The organism is Pseudomonas sp. NPDC086251, assembly GCF_044746405.1.
In the GTDB taxonomy this organism is placed as follows: domain Bacteria; phylum Pseudomonadota; class Gammaproteobacteria; order Pseudomonadales; family Pseudomonadaceae; genus Aquipseudomonas.
Window position 1 is genome coordinate 19,644 of record NZ_JBIVBY010000034.1, and the last position, 16,693, is coordinate 36,336.

Consider the following 16,693-nt stretch of genomic DNA (forward strand, 5'->3'; position numbering starts at 1 on the left):
CGGCATGAAGCCCGGGAAGGTCACCGTCGCGTCGTATTTCGGAACGGTACTCTGCCTGTTTCTGTTGAGCTTTGTGGTGGGTTGGTCGTCGAAATGGACCAACAACCTGTTCTACGGCCTGATGGTATTGCCGGGCCTGTTTTTCCTGATCAAGGAACGTGGCGCGGGCCTGCTCAAGCAACCCCTGGCGTGGGGCTGGCTGGCGTTCATTGTGTGGTTTCTGGTGCCGGCATCGATTGCCGGGCATCTGCAGTTCTTCAAACACGTCTTCTATGTGCTGATGTTCGTCATGGTGATCGGCGCCTTCACCAATCCTCGGTTTTTCCGCAGCCCGGCGTTTGTCCGGGCGCAGTTCTGGGTGTTGGCGCTGTACATCTTCTGCTGCGCACTCTACAGCTGGATAACCGGCCAATACGCCGTTGGCAGCCGGGTCGACCTTCTTCCGGGGCGCTTGCAGAACGTCATTTATGCGAGCATCTGGCTGCTCTGCGCGATGGCAATGGCGTTGCCAATCTGGTTCAGGGAGCGGCGGTTAATCGAAGGTGGCCTGGCCATCGTCCTGTCGGTGTTTGCGGTGGTCTTCGTGCTGCAGACGCGCACGGCATTGGTCGGCGTCGTATTCCTGCTGGGCCTCTGGGTGCTTTACGGGATCTACCATAAGCCACGGCTGGTGGGCGGCGCCGTGGCGATTAGCCTGGTGGTCCTGGGCGTGCTGTTCTTGCTCGTGCACAACGAAGCCTGGTACCAGTCGCTCTGGACGCGAGGCGATTCTTACCGCATCGAAATCTTCGAGATCATGGTCGGTGAGTGGCGTCACTGCGGCTGGCTGCTGGGCTGCGGCATCAATTTCCATACCGCACAGCTGCTCGACGGCTGGATGCCGATCCAGCATCCGCACAATATTTACGTGGCGCTGGGGTTGTACAGCGGCGGGGTGGCGCTGGTGCTGTTTATCGCGCTGATGGCGGCCACACTTTGGCAGGCCTGGCGTTTGCGCGATGTCTGGGGCCTGTACCTGGCGTGTGCGCTGGTGATGCTGAACTTCGATGGCAGTTTGCTGATCGGCAACCCTGACGAGCTATGGCCGCTGGTGTTGCTGCCCGCGGCGATGATCCTGGGGCGGGTGCGGAAGGCGCAGCGCACTGCACTGGCGTAATGCCTGGCCTTCGCCTCCTCCCCGGAGGCGAAGGCGGTCCGATTACTTTTGCAGGGCTGTGCTCAGTTCTTCCGGGGAGCAGATGTTCTGGGTCTGGCCATAATTCTGCATGAAGACTTTGCCGCTGCTGTCGAGCAGCCATTGCCGATCCTGCGGGTAGCGCACCATATGCTTGAAGTTGCGAAGGCGCAGCGTCTTGCGCAACGGACGGCGATACACCCGCATATCGGCAATGTCGATCAAGCCCAGCTGGTGCTCGGGCGTGAGCACGATGTTGCCCAGGTGCGCTGAACGAAAATAAATCCCCCGCTCATGCAATGTGGCCATGAAGGCCCCCAGCTGACCGCGCAGCTGATCGGCATCGCCCTGCACATCCAGCAACTGACGCAAGGTCTGGCCCGGGAGCGGGTCGTAATGCACGGCATCGCGCTCGATGCTCGGGATGCGGTAGACCTGGCGAATCGACGGGCAGGGAATGTGCCGTTCACGCAACGCATCGCAGTTGTCGGCAAAGCGTTTGGCGTACGGGTACCAGGCGGCCGACGTCAGCAGGCGCTTGCGGCGAAACAGTTTGAGTATCGAACCGTCCGTCAACCGCAGAACCTTGTCCCCCGAACCATCCGCTTCAAGGACTTGTGCTCCCTCGCGCAGGGCGAGATATCGGGTGTGATCAAGCGCTTGCATCAATACTCCGGGTTGGGACGCCGTGAGGCATGGATAGCCGGCCATGTTACCGCAGCTCAGCGACTAAAATGGCCTGTGTTACACTCGCGGGCTCTTTTCTCATACAACGGGTTCTCATGACCAGCCCTGAATCGCCTGCGCCGTCGAGCTTGAAGATTTACCTGCGCCTGCTGACGTATGTGCGTCCGTACTGGGGCATGTTTGCCCTCAGTATTGTCGGCTTTGTGATTTTTGCCTCGACGCAGCCCATGCTGGCCGGGATCCTCAAGTATTTCGTCGACGGTTTGAGCAATCCCGAAGCGGTGCTCTTCCCCACAGTTCCTTATCTCAAAGACTTGCAGTTGCTGATGGCCGTGCCGTTGCTGATCATCCTGATCGCCGCATGGCAAGGCCTGGGTTCTTTCCTCGGTAACTACTACCTGGCGAAGGTGTCGCTGGGGCTGGTGCATGACCTGCGCGTCGAGCTGTTCAACAAGCTGCTGGTATTGCCCAACCGTTATTTCGACACCCACAACTCCGGGCACCTGATTTCGCGCATCACCTTCAACGTGACCATGGTCACCGGTGCCGCCACGGACGCCATCAAAGTGGTGATTCGTGAAGGCCTGACGGTGGTGTTCCTGTTTGCCTACCTGCTGTGGATGAACTGGAAACTCACCCTGGTGATGCTGGCGATCCTGCCGCTCATCGCAATCATGGTCAGCAGCACCAGCAAGAAATTCCGCAAGCAGAGCAAGAAAATCCAGGTGGCGATGGGCGACGTGACTCACGTGGCTTCGGAAACCATCCAGGGCTATCGCGTGGTGCGCAGCTTCGGTGGCGAAAGCTACGAAGAGCAGCGCTTTGCCGCCGCCAGCCAGGGCAACACCGACAAGCAATTGCGCATGACCAAGACCGGCGCGGTCTACACGCCGATGCTGCAACTGGTGATCTACACCGCCATGGCCGTGCTGATGTTCCTGGTGTTGTTCCTGCGTGGCGACGCCACCGCCGGTGACTTGGTGGCGTACATCACTGCGGCAGGCCTGCTGCCCAAGCCAATTCGACAGTTGTCGGAAGTCAGCTCGACCATCCAGAAAGGCGTCGCCGGTGCCGAAAGCATTTTCGAACAATTGGACGTCGAGCCTGAAGTCGATAACGGCACCGTCGAGCGCGATCGCGTCAGCGGCCACCTTGAGGTGCGTAACCTGAGCTTCTCGTACCCGGGCACCGAGCGTGAAGTGCTGAAGAACATCAGCTTTACGGCGGCGCCGGGGCAGATGATCGCCCTGGTCGGTCGTTCCGGCAGCGGCAAGTCGACGCTGGCCAGCCTGATCCCACGTTTCTATCACCACGACATTGGCGAAATCATGCTCGATGACGTGGAAATCGAAGACTATCGCCTGCGCAATCTGCGCCGGCATGTGGCGCAGGTGACACAGCATGTGACGCTGTTCAACGACACCATTGCCAATAACATCGCCTACGGTGACCTTGCCGGCGCCCCGCGTGCCGACATTGAAAAAGCCGCCAAGGATGCCTACGCGATGGACTTCATCGCCGAAATGCCGGAAGGCCTGGACACCCAGGTCGGCGAAAACGGCGTGCTGCTTTCCGGTGGTCAACGTCAGCGCCTGGCGATTGCCCGGGCCTTGTTGAAGAACGCACCGTTGCTGATTCTCGACGAAGCCACCTCGGCGCTCGATACCGAATCCGAGCGGCATATCCAGGCGGCGCTGGATCAGGTCATGAAAGGGCGCACCACCCTGGTGATTGCTCACCGCCTGTCCACCATCGAAAAGGCTGACCTGATCCTGGTCATGGACCATGGCGAAATCGTTGAGCGTGGCACCCACGCTGAGTTGTTGGCGCAAAACGGCTACTACTCGCGACTGCACGCGATGGGCCTGGACGAACCGGTCACCGCCGGTATTGCCTGACACTGATGAGAGTGGGCGAGCCTGGCTCGCCCTCCGTACACCCGGCGTGCAATGCGCTGGGTGATTTGTATCCATATCGTTACCCGTCTTGACCAAACCTGAATAAAACTCCGCACCGCGCTTGTTAAGGTTCCTGAACGAATCCTTGACTTCAATCGAGGGGGCCATCCCCTTCGCGCGGGTACTGCAATGTTGCAACGTTATCTCTGGAAGCTGTTGCCCAAGTCGCAACGGCAATTCTTGCTGGGGCGGCTGTCGGTCGTGGACCGTCAGGTGGTGAACAAGTCGATGTCGGCCAACCTGCATTTCCCGCCGCCCTTCGCGCAACGTTCCTGCCTGTTCATTCACGTTCCCAAATGCGCCGGCAGCAGCGTGTGTGCCGCGCTGTTCGATGGCTGGAGCCCGGGGCACGTGCCGTTGTATTGGTACGAGCAGCAATTTCCCAAGCAGTTTGCCGACAGTTTCAAGTTCGCCTTTGTCCGCGATCCTCTGGAAAGGGCGTACTCGGCCTACGCCTTCCTGCGGGGCAATGACTTGAGCCAGCGTGATCAAGCTGCGCAGAAACTGGTCAGCCACTACCGCGACTTCGACGATTTCGTGAGTCGCTGGCTCCACCCGGAAACGATCCACCGGCAACTGCATTTCGCCGCGCAAACGGATTTTCTCACGGACTCCTTTGGGCACCTGGCACTCGACTTCATTGGTTATCAGGAACACCTGGAGCGGGATTTCCGCTGGGTGTGCGAGCAATTGGGGCACGCCGTGTTGTTGCCGCGCATCAACAGCACCCAGCACAGGAGCTCGATGCCCGTGCGTGATTTCTGTTCGACGCGTACCCGGCGGCTGGTGCGGCGGGTGTATCAGCGCGATTACGAGATGCTCGGTTATGAATGAAGCAGTGACGATGCCGATCTCCGGAATCAGGCCTTATCAGTTATCGCTGTCGAGCCGCGAGCGGGCCGCGCTCAAGTTGCAGCGTCCGCGTTGCCTCTGGCTGACCGGGTTATCCGGGGCGGGCAAGTCGACACTGGCCAATGCCCTGGAGCTGCAACTCAATCAGCTGGGGCTGCACACGTTCGTGCTCGATGGCGACAACTTGCGTGCGGGCCTTTGCCGGGATCTGGGAATGGGCGATGAGAGTCGCAAGGAGAACATCCGGCGCATGGCCGAGGTGGCGCGCCTGATGGTCGATGCAGGGCTGATTGTGATTGTCGCGGCGATCTCGCCGTTCCGCGCAGAACGTGAAGTGGCGCGTCGGTTGTTCGCCGAGGGTGATTTCATCGAGGTGTATGTGAGCACGCCGTTCGCGGTGTGTGCGCAACGCGACCCCAAGGGCTTGTACCAGGCGGCCCGGGAAGGACGCCTCAAGGATTTCACCGGCATCGACAGTCCGTATGAGGCGCCGTTGTGTGCGGAGTGTGAAATTGACACGCAAGCGCTGGAAATGCGCGAGGCCTGCCAGCGGTTAGCCGCTTTCCTGATCAATAAATGAGCAGAAACCCCGGTTGAATCATCCCATTGCAGCTGTCACACAAGCCCACGCCAACCCTGTGTTAATATCGCGCCCCTGTTCATTTTGTATGTGGGTTGCTCCATGAAGTTGTCCATGCCGCGATTCGATCAAGCCCCTGTCTTGGTGGTCGGCGATGTCATGCTCGACCGTTACTGGCATGGTGGTACCTCACGGATTTCCCCTGAGGCGCCGGTACCGGTAGTCAAGGTCGAGCAAATCGAGGACCGCCCGGGCGGTGCCGCCAACGTTGCGTTGAACATTGCCGCCCTCGGTGCCCCGGCCTCGCTGGTTGGCGTGACCGGCGACGATGAAGCCGCCGACAGCCTGGCCAATAGCCTCAAGGGCGCTGGCGTACGGGCGATGTTCCAGCGCATCGCGCACCAGCCGACCATCGTCAAGCTGCGGGTCATGAGCCGTCACCAGCAACTGCTGCGTATCGACTTCGAAGAGCCGTTCGCCACCGACGCCCTGGCGCTGGGCGTACAGGTCGACGAGTTGCTCGAAGGCATCAAGGTGCTGGTTTTGTCCGACTACGGCAAAGGCGCGCTGAAAAACCATCAGGTGCTGATCCAGGCCGCTCGCGCCCGTGGCATTCCGGTGCTGGCTGATCCCAAGGGCAAGGATTTCTCGATCTACCGCGGTGCGAGCGTGATCACGCCGAACCTCAGCGAATTCGAAACCATCGTCGGCGGCTGCGCCGATGAGCACGAGCTGGTGAGCAAAGGCGCGAAGCTGATGCACGACCTCGACCTCGGCGCGTTGCTGGTGACCCGTGGCGAACACGGCATGACCTTGCTGCGTCCGGATCACCCGGCGCTGCACTTGCCGGCCCGTGCCCGCGAAGTGTTCGACGTGACCGGTGCCGGCGACACGGTGATTTCCACCCTGGCGGCAGCGATTGCCGCGGGTGAAGAACTGCCCCACGCTGTGGCCCTGGCCAACCTGGCGGCGGGCATCGTGGTTGGCAAACTCGGTACGGCGGCCATCAGCGCGCCGGAACTGCGTCGTGCCATCCAGCGTGAAGAAGGTTCCGAGCGTGGTGTGCTGGGCCTTGAACAGCTGTTGCTGGCGGTTGACGATGCGCGTGCGCATAAAGAGAAAATCGTCTTCACCAACGGCTGCTTCGACATCCTGCATGCCGGTCATGTGACCTACCTCGAACAGGCGCGGGCCCAGGGCGATCGCCTGATCGTTGCGGTCAACGACGATGCTTCGGTGAGCCGCCTGAAAGGGCCGGGTCGTCCGATCAACAGCGTCGACCGGCGCATGGCGGTACTGGCAGGTTTAGGCGCTGTCGACTGGGTGATCAGCTTCCCCGAAGGCACCCCGGAAAACCTGCTGCGCGAGGTCAAGCCGGACGTGTTGGTCAAAGGTGGGGACTACGGGATCGAGCAAGTCGTCGGCGCGGACATCGTGACCGCTTATGGCGGAACCGTGAAAGTGCTGGGGCTGGTGGCAAACAGCTCGACGACTGCGATTGTCGAGAAGATCCGACAGTCCGAGTGACGTCATAAAAAGATCGCAGCCTCGTTTCACTCGACAGCTCCTACAGGGAATCGTATTTCAATGTAGGAGCTGTCGAGTGAAACGAGGCTGCGATCTTTTGCTTTTAAGAACTGACTTTCTTGCGCGGCACGATTTTCTTGAGCAGTTGCTTGGCTTTCCCGCGTAGCCGCGCCAGTCCCGAATCCTTTCCTGGTGGGCTCAAGCCCTGCTGCCGCACCCAATCCTTCCAGCGAATCCGTTCATCGCGCACCAGCCAGCCTTCCTGCCGGGCAAAACTCTCGGCCAGGTACAGCCCGCGAGTGCTCGCCGGGTACAGCTGATCCTTCTTCAAGGTATACAGCTCGGCCAACGGCTGGCCGTCCTGCAACGGCATCAAATACAAATCGGGGCGTTTGCGATCGAGCCGGGCCACCAGTTGATCGCCTTCCAGTCGCTCGTCGACATGAAACAGACTCAGGGATTTGGCTTCCTTGGGCACGTCCAGGCGCAAGTCATAAATTAACTGCAACGACGCTGTGGGTAAGTGCACGTAGGCCCGAGGACGTTCGATCAACTGCATCTTGGCGCAACGCACTGGCCGCGCCGAACCGGACAACGGCGTCAGGCGAAAGGGCAGCGCTTCACGGTAATGCAGGGCGGACGAGTAGGGCGCCGGCAGCCAGGTGTCGTTGAAGCGTCCGCCGAGCCAGCCTTCCGGGGTTTCCAGCAGGCACTCTTCGGCAATCTCCTGGATCGCCGTGTGCAGCGGCAGGTTCAGCTCATGGGCCGGCACGTAACCGGAGATCAGCTTGAGCACCACATCGCCACGGTCCTGGCGCCGCTGACGCACCAACACCCAGTAGTCGCGATTCTGCCAGTGCAGGGTCAGGCGCACCGAGACCCCGAGGTTGGCCAGCTCCAGGGCAAAGCGCTCAGTGTCGTCCACCGTCACCGGGCGGCGACGTTGCAAAGTCTGGGAGAAATTCAGCGGCATCCCGACGCTCTGATAGCTCAAGCCTTCGGGAGTCGCTTCGACGTACAACGGCAGGGTCTTGAAGTTGCTCGGGTTCTTTCTTATGAGCGTACGCGGCATGTCGGCTCCTGCTTAAGGCCGCGTGGGCGGCATCAGTTTCTACGTAGGACCTGGGCAACGGTCGCGACGTTGTGGGCGAGGTGCAGCGGATTAATGGTCCCGACAATAGCACTGGCTACGCCCGGATGTTCAAACAACAACTCGAAGCTGGCGCGCACAGGGTCCACACCTGGGCTCAGGCACACGTGACCGCTGGCGAGGGCTTTTTTGACCAGAATGGCTTTGCCGTGAGCAGCAGCATAGTCAATGACGGGCTTCTCGTTCTGTTCGTTCAGATTGTAGGTGACCATCGCGCAATCGCCTTGTTCCAGAGCCTTCAAACCGCCTTCGACGGTTTTACCGGAAAAGCCGAAGCCACGAATCTTGCCTTCGCGCTTCAGCTCGGCGAGGGTCGCATAGACTTCGCTGTCGTTCAGGATCGCCAGGTCGTTGCCATCGGAGTGCACCAGCACCAGGTCGATGACATCCGTTTCCAGGCGTTGCAGGCTGCGTTCTACCGAAAGCCGGGTGTGCGCGGCGCTGAAATCGTGGCTTGAGTGACCGTCGACAAACTCTTCGCCGACCTTGCTGACGATCACCCAGTCCTGACGCTGACCCCGCAACAACGGGCCGAGGCGCTCTTCGCTGCGGCCATAGGCCGGGGCGGTGTCGATCAGGTTGATGCCCATGTCGCGCGCGAGTTTGAGCAGCCTGCGCGCTTCGTCATCGTCGGGGATCTGGAAGCCACTGGGGTACTTCACCCCTTGATCGCGGCCCAGTTTCACCGTGCCCAGGCCCAGGGGCGAAACCAGCAGGCCGGTGCTGCCCAAGGGGCGATGCAGGTCGTGCAGGGTCGGTTGGCTCATGGCAACAGTTGCTCCCAGGCAGGAACGCCCATCGGTGGTTTTGGCAATTCAGGCAACGGGGCAGGATGACTCGGCTGGATGCCGTCGCGTTGCAGGGAGGCGATGACACGATCGGCGAAGTCCGGCGCCAGCGCCAGTTTGGTTGGCCAGCCGACCAGCAAGCGACCTTCTTCGGCCAGGAACGCGTTGTCGGGGCGCGTCAGGCCCGATTGCAGCGGCTCGGCGCGATCCACGCGAAGGGTCGCCCATTGCGCGGTGCTCAGGTCGATCCATGGCAGTAACTGGCCGAGTTCTTTTTGCGCCGTGGCGATTTGTTCGGCCGGGTCTCGGGCAACCCCTTCGGCTTCGGCAATATCACCGCCCAGGTACCAGACCCATTGGCCGTCGGCCGCTGGGTGGGTGGTCACGGTAATGCGCGGTTTGGTGCCGCCGCCCAGGCAATGCGCATACAGCGGTTTGAGGCCCGGACCTTTGGCGATGATCATGTGCAACGGCCGGCGTTGCATGGCCGGTTTGCTCAGCCCCAGCGTTTCAAGCAACGCCGCCGTACCGGCACCGGCGCTGAGGACGATGCGCTGGGCGCGGATCTCGCGCTCGTCAACTTTCAGGCCGACGAGTTTTCCACCCTCCAGCAACGGTTCGATCTGCTGCCCGGCGAGCAAACCATCACCGGCCAGTTCGGCCAGGCGCTGGACCAGGCTCGGCACGTCGATCACCAGTTCCGCCAATCGGTAAACCTTGCCCTTGAAGCGTTTGTCTTGCAGGGCGGGCGGCAGCTGATCGCCCTTGACCTGGTCGACGCGACCGCGCACCGCTTTGCTGGCGAAGAAACTGGTGAGGTTGCCGGCGATTGTGCCGGGGGACCAGAGGTAATGAGCTTCGGACAGCAGGCGTACACCGGACAGGTCCAGCTCGCCGTCGCCGGCCAGGGCTTCACGCCAGCGACGCGGCATGTCGGCAATGGCTTCCGAGGCGCCGGTCAGGGCGCCGTGCAGCGCGTATTTGGCGCCGCCGTGGATGATGCCTTGGGACTTCACACTTTGCCCGCCACCGAGGCTGGCGCTTTCCACCAGCACGGTCGAAAACCCTTGGCGGCGCAGGCGCGCATTCAGCCAGAGGCCGGCGACACCAGCGCCGACAATCAGAACGTCGGTGGAAATAACGGATGGCATGCAGCGACCTCAGTGTTCAAGACGAGGGCGCAGTATACAGACTCAAAGATCGGAGGTTTTGTTGGCGATCATCAGGGCGCATGCGAAACCTGTGGGAGCGGGCTTGCTCGCGAAAGCGGCGTGTCAGGCAACACAGATGTCGACTGACACGCCCTCTTTGCGAGCAAGCCCGCTCCCACAATGGATCGCGCTTCGGGTTTTAATGCCCGGCGGTTTTCGAGAAGAGCTGGATGACGACGACACCCAGCACAATCAGCGCCATCCCCAGCATTGCTGGCACGTCCAGTTTCTGCCCGTAAATGAACAGCGCCGCGACGCTGACCATCACAATCCCCATGCCGGCCCACACCGCGTAAGCCACGCCAACCGGCACGCTGCGCACCACCAACGTCAACATCCAGAAGGCAATGCCGTAGCCGACGATCACCAGAATCAGTGGCAGTGGCGTGCTGAAGCCTTTGACCGCTTTCATCGAAACAGTGGCAATCACTTCGGCGCAGATGGCGATGGCCAGGTAGTAGTAAGCGGTCATGGGTCAATCCTCGTGTGAAGTGTTGCTTTCTAAGGTCGGCATTTTAGAGATTCCTCAGATGCGGTAAAGTCATTACCTATCTGTTTTGAAGATGGGTTGAGCCATGAGCATGCAATGGAATCTGGAGCAGCTGCGCTTGTTTGTCAGCGTCGCGGAGCAGCGATCGTTCTCGGCCGTGGCGCGGGATCAGCGCAAGGCGCAGTCGGCGGTGAGCAGTTCGATTGCGCTGCTGGAAGAAGACCTGGGCGTCAGCCTGTTCGATCGCAGCAGCGGCCGTCAGCCGAAACTCACCGAGGCCGGCAACGCCTTGCTGGAAGAGGCGCGGGAAGTGCTGCGCCAGTGTGAGCGCCTCAATGGCCGGGCGCTGGCGATGATGCGCGGTCAGGAAGCGCGCCTGTGCGTGGCGCAAGACGAGGCAATGCCGTATCAGCCGATCATCGAAAGCTTCGAAGCGCTTTCCGAGCAATTTCCCAGCCTGGAAGTGCAACTGACCAGCGCCGCCCAAGGCGATGTTGCGCGCAAACTGGTTGAACGTAGGGCCGACTTGGGTTTGCTGTTTTATCACGACCAAATTCCCGAAGCGCTTGAGCGTCGGGTGCTGGGCAGTGTTGAAATGGTCACGGTGTGCGGCGTCGGGCATCCATTGGCGACGCAGACTCAGGTCGATTGTCAGCAGCTGGCGCAACATCGGCAGCTGCTGATGTCCACCCAGTCCAGTGTCTATCCGGGCAGTGAGCCGGCCAGCCCGCAAGTCTGGCGGGCCGACAGTTTCTACGTGATGGCCGAATGGCTGATTCGCGGCCTCGGCTGGGCCTGGCTGCCGCGCCACGTGGTGCAGTACCCGGCGTATCAGGATCAGATGGTCGAACTGAACAGCGAATGGACCCCGCCGGCACTGGTGGTGGAACTGGTCTGGCGCCGCGACGAGCCACTCGGCCCGGCCGCGCGTTGGTTGGCAGAACGTTTTGCCGTGCACTTGCAGGCGATCGGCGAGAAAAGCCGATAAACTCCGCCGCCATGAATAGAACTCTCTACACCGCGCTGTTTTACCTGGGGCTGCCATTGGTAGCGATTCGGCTATGGCTGCGCTCGCGCAAGGCGCCGGCGTATGCCAAACGCGTTGGCGAACGTTTTTCCCTCGGGCTGCCGGCGATGAAACCAGGCGGCATCTGGGTGCACGCGGTGTCCGTGGGTGAGAGCATTGCGGCGGCGCCGATGATTCGCGCCTTGCTGCAACGCTATCCAACATTGCCCATCACCGTGACCTGCATGACGCCGACCGGTTCGGAGCGCATCCATGCCCTGTTCGCCAACGAGCCGCGCATCCAGCACTGCTATTTGCCGTACGACCTGCCTTGCGCGGCGAAGCGTTTCCTTGATCGGGTCCAGCCGAAACTGGCGGTGATCATGGAGACCGAGCTCTGGCCGAACCACATTCACCAATGCGCCCAACGCGGGATTCCCGTGGCGCTGGCCAATGCGCGACTGTCCGAGCGCTCGGCCAAGGGGTATGGCCGCTTTGCCAAACTGACCGGGCCGATGCTCGCCGAGATGAGCCTGTTTGCGGTGCAGACGGAAGCCGAGGCCCAGCGCTTCCGCGATCTCGGCGCGCGCGCGCACACCGTCGACGTGACCGGTTCGATCAAGTTCGACCTGACCATCGACCCGCAACTGCTCCAGCGCGCCGCCGAGTTGCGTGGCCAATGGCAGGCGCAGGAACGCCCGGTGTGGATCGCCGCGAGCACGCATGAAGGTGAGGACGAAGTGGTGCTGGCGGCGCATCGTCAGTTGCTCGCCAGCCATCCCGATGCCTTGCTGATTCTGGTGCCGCGTCATCCGGAGCGTTTCAACTCGGTGTTCGAGTTGTGCCGGCAGCAGGGTTTTGCCACGGTGCGGCGTTCCACGGGTGAGCCGGTGACTGCGCAGACCGCAGTGTTGCTGGGCGACACGATGGGCGAGTTGCTGTTTCTGTATGCGCTGGCCGACAGCGCCTTCGTCGGCGGCAGCCTGGTGGCAAACGGTGGGCATAACCTGCTGGAACCGGCGGCGCTGGCCAAGCCGGTGTTGAGCGGACCGCACCTGTTCAACTTCCTCGAAATCGCCGCGCAATTGCGCAGCGCCGGGGCGTTGCAGGAAGTCGAGGATGCCGAAAGTCTGGCGCTGGCGGTGCAGCGGCTGTTCGAATTGCCGCGCGATGCGCAGCGAATGGCGGAGGCCGGGTTGAAGGTGATGCGCAGCAATCAGGGCGCGTTGCAGCGGTTGCTGGATGGGTTGGGGCGGTTGATCGACCGTTAGACCGCGTCGCCTTCATTCGCGAGCAAGCCCGCTCCCACACTGGATCTCCGGTGAACACAAAATGTGTGCACGCCGCAGATCAAATGTGGGAGCGGGCTTGCTCGCGAATGCTTTTGGGCTTTTGCGTTTAAGGCCTGGCTTTCAACTGCTCAGCCGCAGCCTTCGCCAGGTCCGGCGGCAAAAAGTCTTTGTCCGGGTTGTAATCGGCCTTCAGATAACGCCCCAGATCCTGCAGATCCCCCGGGTTCAACGTGCCGGCCGCCTGCTTCAAGCGCAGGTTGTCGAGGATGTAGTCGTAGCGCGTGTTGTTGTAGTCGCGCACCGAGGTGTACAGCTGGCGCTGCGCATCCAGCACGTCGACGATGTTTCGCGTGCCCACCTGATAACCGATTTCGGTCGCTTCCACCGCGCTCTGGTTGGAGATGATCGACTGCTTGCGCGCCTGCACCTGCTCGACGTCGGTGTTGACCGCGCGGTGCAGGTTGCGGGTGCTTTCGACGATTTGCCGACGCAGGGATTCGCGTTGCTGCTCGGACTGGTCCAGTTGCGCATACGATTGGCGCACCTGGGAGTTGATCAGGCCGCCGCTGTAGATCGGGATGTTCAGTTGCAGGCCAACCGTGGTTTGCTCGACGTTGCCACCGTAAGGCTGGCCGAAGGCGTTCGGGTTGCTGAAACCGAGGGCGTCGTTGTCACCTTTTTCGTATTTCGCCACGGCATCCACGGTTGGCGCATGCCCGGCCTTGCGCTGCTTGAGGGTTTCTTCGGCGGCGCTGACGGCGTAGTTGCTGGCCAGTAAATTCAGGTTCTGTCTGGCGGCCGTATCGACCCAGGCTTTGGCGTCGTTCGGCACCGGCGGCAAGATCGGCAGCGTGTGGACGACCCCCCAGATCGAGTTGTACTGACGGTTGGTCAGGGTGATCAACGCTTCGAACGCATCATCCACCTGACGCTGGGCGACGATCCGGTTGGCCCGCGCTGTGTCGTAACTGGCTTGTGATTGCAGCACGTCAGTCTTGTCCGACAGGCCGACGTCGAAGCGCTCGTTGGACTGATCGAGCTGGCGTTTGAACGCGGCTTCTTCAGCCTTGGTCGAGGCCAGGTTGTCCTGGGTGCGGAGCACGTTGAAGTAGCTTTCGGCACTCTGCAGGATCAGATTTTGCTGGGTCGCCGAGAGCTGCAAGGCGGCCTGTTCGTTGACGTCTTTGGCGGCCTGGAACTGGAACCAGCGATCAGCGCGGAACAGCGGTTGCGCCAGGGTCGCCTGATAGGAATGAGCGTTACGGTTCGCGGTCGCCGAAGGCTGATCGATCGCGGTGCGCACGGCGGCCAGTTCAGCACCGCCCGAAAGATTCGGCAGCAGCCCGGCGCGGGCCTGGGGCACGACTTCTTTCTGGGCGCCATATTGAGCGATGGCGGCAGCCAGGTCGGCGTTGTTGTCCACCGCTTCCTGATAGACGCTGACCAGATCGGTTTTGGTCGATAAGGGCGCTTCTGCTGCCCAGGCCATTCCATTGGACGCACAAGACACGGCGACGGCCAGTGAGAGTTTGCGCAGCATGAGGCGATCCCTAAAAAATTACGCTGATAATTTGAGCGCCAAAGGTACGGCGCGACCCGCATAGCGTCAAGGCGCAGCATGGCTTGGCGAGTGTAGTTGCGCCCACGCGTGGCAACAATCCTGTAATTGCGCCATTCATCATGGTGTTTACCGCGGTGTTGGCGTTCTTTGTCAGTTGTGTCTAGACTGGCCGGGTTCTTGTCGGGGTGCCTTGCTATGAGGCTGAGATCGAATAATTTCGGATCCCGTTGAACCTGATCAGGTTAGCGCCTGCGTAGGGAACAAGATTTCTCGTCACCCGGCGAGTCCTCTTGTGCTTCGTCCGGGATGTTGTTCGACAATCGAACACCCCTCGAGCACTGAGCACAGCACGGCTGGATTTCCCAGCTCACGTGCGTCCATTCGTTACAGGTTCGCTCCGACAAAATTCCACTGCCTGGATGCTGTCTGGAGAGCCCGTGATGACGATAAAACTAAAAAACACTACGAACCTGAGTGACTCGGCCCAAGTCGATCAACAGTCGGTTCAGCCGTTTACCCGCTCGCAAAAAATCTATGTCCAGGGCTCCCGCCCGGACATCCTCGTGCCGATGCGCGAAATCAGCCTCGACGTGACCCCGACCGACTTCGGCGGCGAGATCAACGCGCCAGTGGTTGTGTACGACACCTCGGGTCCGTACACCGACCCCAACGTCATCATCGACGTGCGCAAAGGCCTTGGCGATGTGCGTTCGCCGTGGATCGAATCCCGTGGCGACACCGAACGCCTGCCGGGCCTGAGCTCGAACTTCGGCCAGGAACGCCTCGCCGATGCCGAGCTGACCAAGTTGCGTTTCGCCCACGTCAACAACCCGCGCCGCGCCAAGGCCGGTGCCAACGTCAGCCAGATGCACTATGCCCGCAAAGGCATCATCACCGCGGAGATGGAATACGTCGCCATCCGCGAAAACATGAAGCTGGAAGTGGCGCGTGCCGCGGGCCTGCTGGACCAGCAACACGCCGGTCACAGCTTCGGCGCCAGCGTACCGAAAATCATCACTCCAGAATTCGTCCGTGACGAGATCGCTCGCGGTCGCGCGATCATTCCGGCCAACATCAACCACACCGAACTGGAACCGATGATCATCGGCCGTAACTTCCTGGTGAAGATCAACGGCAACATCGGCAACAGCGCACTGGGTTCGTCCATCGAAGAAGAAGTGGCGAAACTGACCTGGGGCATTCGCTGGGGTTCGGACACGGTCATGGACCTGTCCACCGGCAAGCACATTCACGAAACCCGCGAGTGGATCATCCGTAACTCGCCGGTGCCGATCGGCACCGTGCCGATCTATCAAGCGTTGGAAAAAGTCGGCGGCGCTGCCGAAGACCTGACCTGGGAACTGTTCCGCGACACGCTGATCGAGCAGGCCGAGCAAGGCGTCGACTACTTCACCATCCACGCCGGCGTGCTGCTGCGCTACGTGCCGCTGACCGCCAAGCGCGTGACCGGCATCGTGTCCCGTGGCGGTTCGATCATGGCCAAGTGGTGCCTGGCGCACCACAAAGAGAACTTCCTCTACACCCATTTCGAAGACATCTGCGAAATCATGAAGGCCTACGACGTCAGCTTCTCGCTGGGCGATGGCCTGCGTCCGGGCTCGATTGCCGACGCCAACGACGCCGCACAATTCGGCGAGCTGGAAACCCTCGGCGAGCTGACCAAGATCGCCTGGAAGCACGATGTGCAGTGCATGATCGAAGGCCCGGGCCACGTGCCGATGCAGTTGATCAAAGAGAACATGGACAAGCAGCTGGAATGCTGCGACGAGGCGCCGTTCTACACCCTCGGCCCGCTGACCACGGACATCGCACCGGGCTACGACCACATCACCTCGGGTATCGGTGCGGCGATGATCGGCTGGTTCGGTTGCGCGATGCTCTGCTACGTCACGCCGAAGGAACACTTGGGCCTGCCGAACAAGGACGACGTGAAGACCGGGATCATCACTTACAAGATCGCCGCGCATGCCGCCGATCTGGCGAAAGGGCACCCGGGCGCGCAGATCCGCGACAATGCCTTGAGCAAGGCGCGGTTCGAATTCCGTTGGGAAGACCAGTTCAACCTGGGCCTCGATCCGGACACCGCGCGTTCGTATCACGATGAAACCCTGCCGAAGGATTCGGCCAAGGTCGCGCACTTCTGCTCCATGTGCGGGCCGAAATTCTGCTCGATGAAAATCACCCAGGAAGTCCGCGAGTACGCGGCCAACCAGCGGATCGAAACGATCGATGCCGAAGTCGCCCAGGGATTGGCGGAACAGGCCGAGCGGTTCAAGCAGGAAGGCAGTCAGCTGTACAAGAAGGTTTGATCTGATCCGAAAGGGTGGGGCCTGAAAGGGCCCCATCGCCAGCAGGCTGGCTCCCACACTGGATTTGTGGTGTTCACAAGTCCCCTG

At 61.2% G+C, this 16,693-nt stretch carries 14 protein-coding genes and 1 riboswitch; of the genes, 8 read left to right on the forward strand and 6 right to left on the reverse strand.

All coding sequences use genetic code 11. The annotated features are described in order from the left end of the window. The first annotated feature begins 4 nt into the window (after positions 1 to 4). Entirely contained in the window at positions 5 to 1,156 is a 1,152-nt protein-coding gene (locus ACIPL2_RS28950; RefSeq protein ID WP_401362428.1) for an O-antigen ligase domain-containing protein, read from the forward strand. Between the two features lie 42 nt (positions 1,157 to 1,198). Here ACIPL2_RS28950 and ACIPL2_RS28955 read toward each other — a convergent pair whose 3' ends face one another. Next, positions 1,199 to 1,840 carry a toluene tolerance protein gene (locus tag ACIPL2_RS28955; protein WP_401362431.1) on the reverse strand — a complete coding sequence of 214 codons (642 nt, stop codon included), beginning with the start codon at positions 1,838 to 1,840 and terminating at the stop codon, positions 1,199 to 1,201. A 116-nt stretch (positions 1,841 to 1,956) separates the two neighbouring features. On the opposite strand from ACIPL2_RS28955, the gene msbA reads away from it, so the two are divergent. The 4 genes from msbA to hldE all read left to right on the forward strand — a co-directional run bounded on the left by msbA (position 1,957) and on the right by hldE (position 6,778). After that, positions 1,957 to 3,759 carry a lipid A export permease/ATP-binding protein MsbA gene (msbA, locus tag ACIPL2_RS28960; RefSeq protein WP_401362433.1) on the forward strand — a complete coding sequence of 601 codons (1,803 nt, stop codon included), beginning with the start codon at positions 1,957 to 1,959 and terminating at the stop codon, positions 3,757 to 3,759. A gap of 189 nt (positions 3,760 to 3,948) precedes the next feature. Further along, the gene (locus ACIPL2_RS28965) at positions 3,949 to 4,653 is read left to right on the forward strand and encodes a sulfotransferase family 2 domain-containing protein (RefSeq protein ID WP_401362436.1); all 705 of its coding nucleotides are present in this window, start codon (positions 3,949 to 3,951) and stop codon (positions 4,651 to 4,653) included. After that, the gene (cysC, locus tag ACIPL2_RS28970) at positions 4,646 to 5,251 is read left to right on the forward strand and encodes an adenylyl-sulfate kinase (protein WP_401362439.1); all 606 of its coding nucleotides are present in this window, start codon (positions 4,646 to 4,648) and stop codon (positions 5,249 to 5,251) included. Before ACIPL2_RS28965 ends, cysC begins: the two co-directional genes overlap by 8 nt. A 102-nt stretch (positions 5,252 to 5,353) precedes the next feature. Then, positions 5,354 to 6,778, forward strand: a complete 1,425-nt coding sequence (gene hldE, locus ACIPL2_RS28975; RefSeq protein ID WP_401362442.1) for a bifunctional D-glycero-beta-D-manno-heptose-7-phosphate kinase/D-glycero-beta-D-manno-heptose 1-phosphate adenylyltransferase HldE — start codon at positions 5,354 to 5,356, stop codon at positions 6,776 to 6,778. A 103-nt stretch (positions 6,779 to 6,881) separates the two neighbouring features. On the opposite strand, the gene ACIPL2_RS28980 is transcribed toward hldE, so the two are convergent. The 4 genes from ACIPL2_RS28980 to ACIPL2_RS28995 all read right to left on the reverse strand — a co-directional run bounded on the left by ACIPL2_RS28980 (position 6,882) and on the right by ACIPL2_RS28995 (position 10,399). Beyond that, positions 6,882 to 7,850 (reverse strand): metal ABC transporter ATPase, encoded by a 969-nt coding sequence (locus ACIPL2_RS28980; RefSeq protein ID WP_401362445.1) that lies wholly within the window; start codon positions 7,848 to 7,850, stop codon positions 6,882 to 6,884. 32 nt (positions 7,851 to 7,882) lie between these two features. Further along, positions 7,883 to 8,695: an aldo/keto reductase gene (locus ACIPL2_RS28985; RefSeq protein ID WP_401362448.1), complete on the reverse strand. Its 813-nt coding sequence runs from the start codon at positions 8,693 to 8,695 to the stop codon at positions 7,883 to 7,885. After that, positions 8,692 to 9,867 carry an NAD(P)/FAD-dependent oxidoreductase gene (locus ACIPL2_RS28990; protein WP_401362451.1) on the reverse strand — a complete coding sequence of 392 codons (1,176 nt, stop codon included), beginning with the start codon at positions 9,865 to 9,867 and terminating at the stop codon, positions 8,692 to 8,694. The genes ACIPL2_RS28985 and ACIPL2_RS28990 overlap by 4 nt, the downstream gene beginning before the upstream one ends. Before the next feature lie 199 nt (positions 9,868 to 10,066). Next, a complete protein-coding gene (locus ACIPL2_RS28995) occupies positions 10,067 to 10,399 on the reverse strand; it encodes a multidrug efflux SMR transporter (RefSeq protein ID WP_008027887.1) in 333 nt (110 codons plus the stop codon). A gap of 103 nt (positions 10,400 to 10,502) precedes the next feature. Here ACIPL2_RS28995 and ACIPL2_RS29000 point away from each other — a divergent pair, with 103 nt between their 5' ends. Then, entirely contained in the window at positions 10,503 to 11,405 is a 903-nt protein-coding gene (locus ACIPL2_RS29000; RefSeq protein ID WP_401362454.1) for a LysR family transcriptional regulator, read from the forward strand. Positions 11,406 to 11,416: 11 nt separating this feature from the next. Next, positions 11,417 to 12,694: a lipid IV(A) 3-deoxy-D-manno-octulosonic acid transferase gene (gene waaA / locus ACIPL2_RS29005; protein WP_401362456.1), complete on the forward strand. Its 1,278-nt coding sequence runs from the start codon at positions 11,417 to 11,419 to the stop codon at positions 12,692 to 12,694. A gap of 127 nt (positions 12,695 to 12,821) precedes the next feature. Here waaA and ACIPL2_RS29010 read toward each other — a convergent pair whose 3' ends face one another. Next, positions 12,822 to 14,255, reverse strand: a complete 1,434-nt coding sequence (locus ACIPL2_RS29010) for a TolC family outer membrane protein (RefSeq protein WP_401362460.1) — start codon at positions 14,253 to 14,255, stop codon at positions 12,822 to 12,824. A gap of 192 nt (positions 14,256 to 14,447) precedes the next feature. Beyond that, a riboswitch (TPP riboswitch) is annotated at positions 14,448 to 14,553 on the forward strand. A 163-nt stretch (positions 14,554 to 14,716) separates the two neighbouring features. Here ACIPL2_RS29010 and thiC point away from each other — a divergent pair. After that, positions 14,717 to 16,606, forward strand: coding sequence for a phosphomethylpyrimidine synthase ThiC (thiC, locus tag ACIPL2_RS29015; protein ID WP_401362463.1), 1,890 nt, complete (start codon positions 14,717 to 14,719; stop codon positions 16,604 to 16,606). The last annotated feature ends 87 nt before the right edge of the window (positions 16,607 to 16,693 follow it).

Coding starts and splice junctions, on each gene's coding strand:
- ACIPL2_RS28965 (WP_401362436.1), top strand. CDS start 3,949: ATGTTGCAACGTTATCTCTGGAAGCTGTTGCCCAAGTCGCAACGGCAA.
- thiC (WP_401362463.1), top strand. CDS start 14,717: ATGACGATAAAACTAAAAAACACTACGAACCTGAGTGACTCGGCCCAA.
- ACIPL2_RS28950 (WP_401362428.1), top strand. CDS start 5: ATGAAGCCCGGGAAGGTCACCGTCGCGTCGTATTTCGGAACGGTACTC.
- ACIPL2_RS28985 (WP_401362448.1), bottom strand. CDS start 8,695: ATGAGCCAACCGACCCTGCACGACCTGCATCGCCCCTTGGGCAGCACC.
- hldE (WP_401362442.1), top strand. CDS start 5,354: ATGAAGTTGTCCATGCCGCGATTCGATCAAGCCCCTGTCTTGGTGGTC.
- ACIPL2_RS29000 (WP_401362454.1), top strand. CDS start 10,503: ATGAGCATGCAATGGAATCTGGAGCAGCTGCGCTTGTTTGTCAGCGTC.
- cysC (WP_401362439.1), top strand. CDS start 4,646: ATGAATGAAGCAGTGACGATGCCGATCTCCGGAATCAGGCCTTATCAG.
- ACIPL2_RS29010 (WP_401362460.1), bottom strand. CDS start 14,255: ATGCTGCGCAAACTCTCACTGGCCGTCGCCGTGTCTTGTGCGTCCAAT.
- waaA (WP_401362456.1), top strand. CDS start 11,417: ATGAATAGAACTCTCTACACCGCGCTGTTTTACCTGGGGCTGCCATTG.
- ACIPL2_RS28980 (WP_401362445.1), bottom strand. CDS start 7,850: ATGCCGCGTACGCTCATAAGAAAGAACCCGAGCAACTTCAAGACCCTG.
- msbA (WP_401362433.1), top strand. CDS start 1,957: ATGACCAGCCCTGAATCGCCTGCGCCGTCGAGCTTGAAGATTTACCTG.
- ACIPL2_RS28990 (WP_401362451.1), bottom strand. CDS start 9,867: ATGCCATCCGTTATTTCCACCGACGTTCTGATTGTCGGCGCTGGTGTC.
- ACIPL2_RS28955 (WP_401362431.1), bottom strand. CDS start 1,840: ATGCAAGCGCTTGATCACACCCGATATCTCGCCCTGCGCGAGGGAGCA.
- ACIPL2_RS28995 (WP_008027887.1), bottom strand. CDS start 10,399: ATGACCGCTTACTACTACCTGGCCATCGCCATCTGCGCCGAAGTGATT.